Source organism: uncultured Rothia sp. (assembly GCF_937976295.1).
Classification (GTDB): Bacteria; Actinomycetota; Actinomycetes; order Actinomycetales; family Micrococcaceae; genus Rothia.
In genome coordinates, this window is record NZ_CALJRY010000165.1 from 1 (window position 1) to 1,763 (window position 1,763).

Annotated in this window: 2 protein-coding genes; both read right to left on the reverse strand. The window is 63.3% G+C overall.

What is annotated here, in order from left to right; translation table 11 throughout:
- Window positions 1–356, reverse strand: a 356-nt coding sequence (gene folB / locus Q0216_RS04540; RefSeq protein WP_298593268.1) for a dihydroneopterin aldolase, incomplete at its 3' end; no start/stop codon positions are given.
- Between the two features lie 61 nt (window positions 357–417).
- Window positions 418–1,377 carry a dihydropteroate synthase gene (gene folP / locus Q0216_RS04545; protein ID WP_298593270.1) on the reverse strand — a complete coding sequence of 320 codons (960 nt, stop codon included), beginning with the start codon at window positions 1,375–1,377 and terminating at the stop codon, window positions 418–420.
- Window positions 1,378–1,763: the final 386 nt, after the last annotated feature.

Genomic DNA, 1,763 nt, shown 5'->3' on the forward strand with positions numbered 1-1,763 from the left:
ACGTTACCGAACGGCAGCTCAATCGGCGCCTGCGGCTTCGACACGGTAATCTCCACCGCCTCCACAAGCTCAAACATCGTGAGGATACCCTCGGCAATGTTCACCGCGAGGGTCTCAATCAAGTCCAGCGAACCGTTCGTCACGTGGCGGTGAATCAGGTCAACCACGAGCGCATAGTTCGTGGTCTTCGTCAGGTCATCCGTGGCGGCTGCTGCGGAAAAATCGCTGTACAGGGTCACGTCCACAACGAACGGCTGGCCGTCGCGCTTCTCAAAGTCAAGCACGCCGTGGTAGCCCTTGGCGGTAATGCCGGTGAGGGTGATGCGGTCGTGGCGTGCGTAATCTGCCTGAGTCATTGGGGTCTCCTAAAAGTATTCGGGTAATCGGCGGTGGCGGGCGGGGTTTAACTAACGGGCTCTAGCTAACAGAGCGCAGCGCGGAGGCGACCGTCACCGCATCCACGCTGGCGGGCACGTCATGCACACGCACCGCCCACACGCCGCGCGCAGCCACCAGGGCGGTCACCGCCGCAGAAGCTGCCGCACGGTGATTGGCCGGGCGCGGCTCCGACAGCGACTGCCACAGTTCGCGTTCAGCCTCGCCCGCATCGGTTGCGGTGAAGCCGCTCGCGTTCAGGCGCTCAGCCAGCGCCATATCCGCCGCGGTGAGGGCGTTGGCGATAAAACGCTTGCGGGAACCGGCAATGAGCAGACGGTGGCCCAGGCCCTGCAACTCATCAATAGCGGCGAGCAGCTCCCAGTCCTGCATACCGCCCTTCGCAAAGCCCAGACCCGGGTCAAGAATCAGGTTCTGCGGCAGCACACCGGCGGCGAGGAAACGCTCGCGCAGGCCGGTCAGCTCCTCCACCACCTCGGTGACGACGCCGCGCGGGTACTCCGCCAGGCTGTTCATGGTCTGGGAGGTGCCGCGGGCGTGCATGAGGATGTACGGCACCTGCAGTTCGGCGGCGGTTTCAATCATTTCATCGCTCACGTTCAGGCCGGACACGTCGTTGATGATGTGCGCACCCGCGGCGATGGCGGCGCGGGCGGTCTGCGGGTTCATGGTGTCCACGCTGATGGTGGTGCCCATCTGCGCGACTGCCTCGATGACGGGCAGGATACGGCGCTGCTCCTCCTCCACGCTGATGCGCACGGCACCGGGGCGGGTGGATTCGCCGCCAATGTCGATAATGGAGGCGCCCTCCGCGATTATGCGGGCGGCGCGGGCGATGGCGTCGGTGGCGGCGTAGTGCTGGCCTCCGTCGCTGAAAGAGTCGGGGGTGACGTTGAGGATGCCCATCACGAGGGTGCGTTCGGCGGCGAGCGCATCGCAGGGCAGGGGGGCTACACGGGTGGTGTGTGTGGATTCAGTCATAAATTTATCGTACCGAATCTGCGGTGCGGTGGAGTTTAGCGCAGTGATTGACTGGGCTATTGAGGCAGCGCTGTGGACTGTTCGGGTGACACGGCACGCAATATTTGCATTGCAGATACTTATTTAAGGGTATGCTGGGAGGGCACGCATACCGCGCCGGGCGCGTTCCCGGTCGGCGGTGCGCACCCACACATACATACTCTAGGAAGTGACTCGTTGTGAATATGAAGACTGGAGCTTGGATCCTCTCCCTGGTGGCTCTTGCCGCGCTAGTGACTATTGTGCTTGCTGAAGGTGCTCCCGCGGTGCGCTGGATTGCTTTCGGCACCGCGACCGGTTGCGGTTTCATTGCCGTGGGCTTGATCGTGACGCTTGCCCTGGGTTGG

Excerpts from the sequence above, each read along its gene's own strand:
- folP (WP_298593270.1), bottom strand. The coding sequence starts at position 1,377 with ATGACTGAATCCACACACACCACCCGTGTAGCCCCCCTGCCCTGCGAT.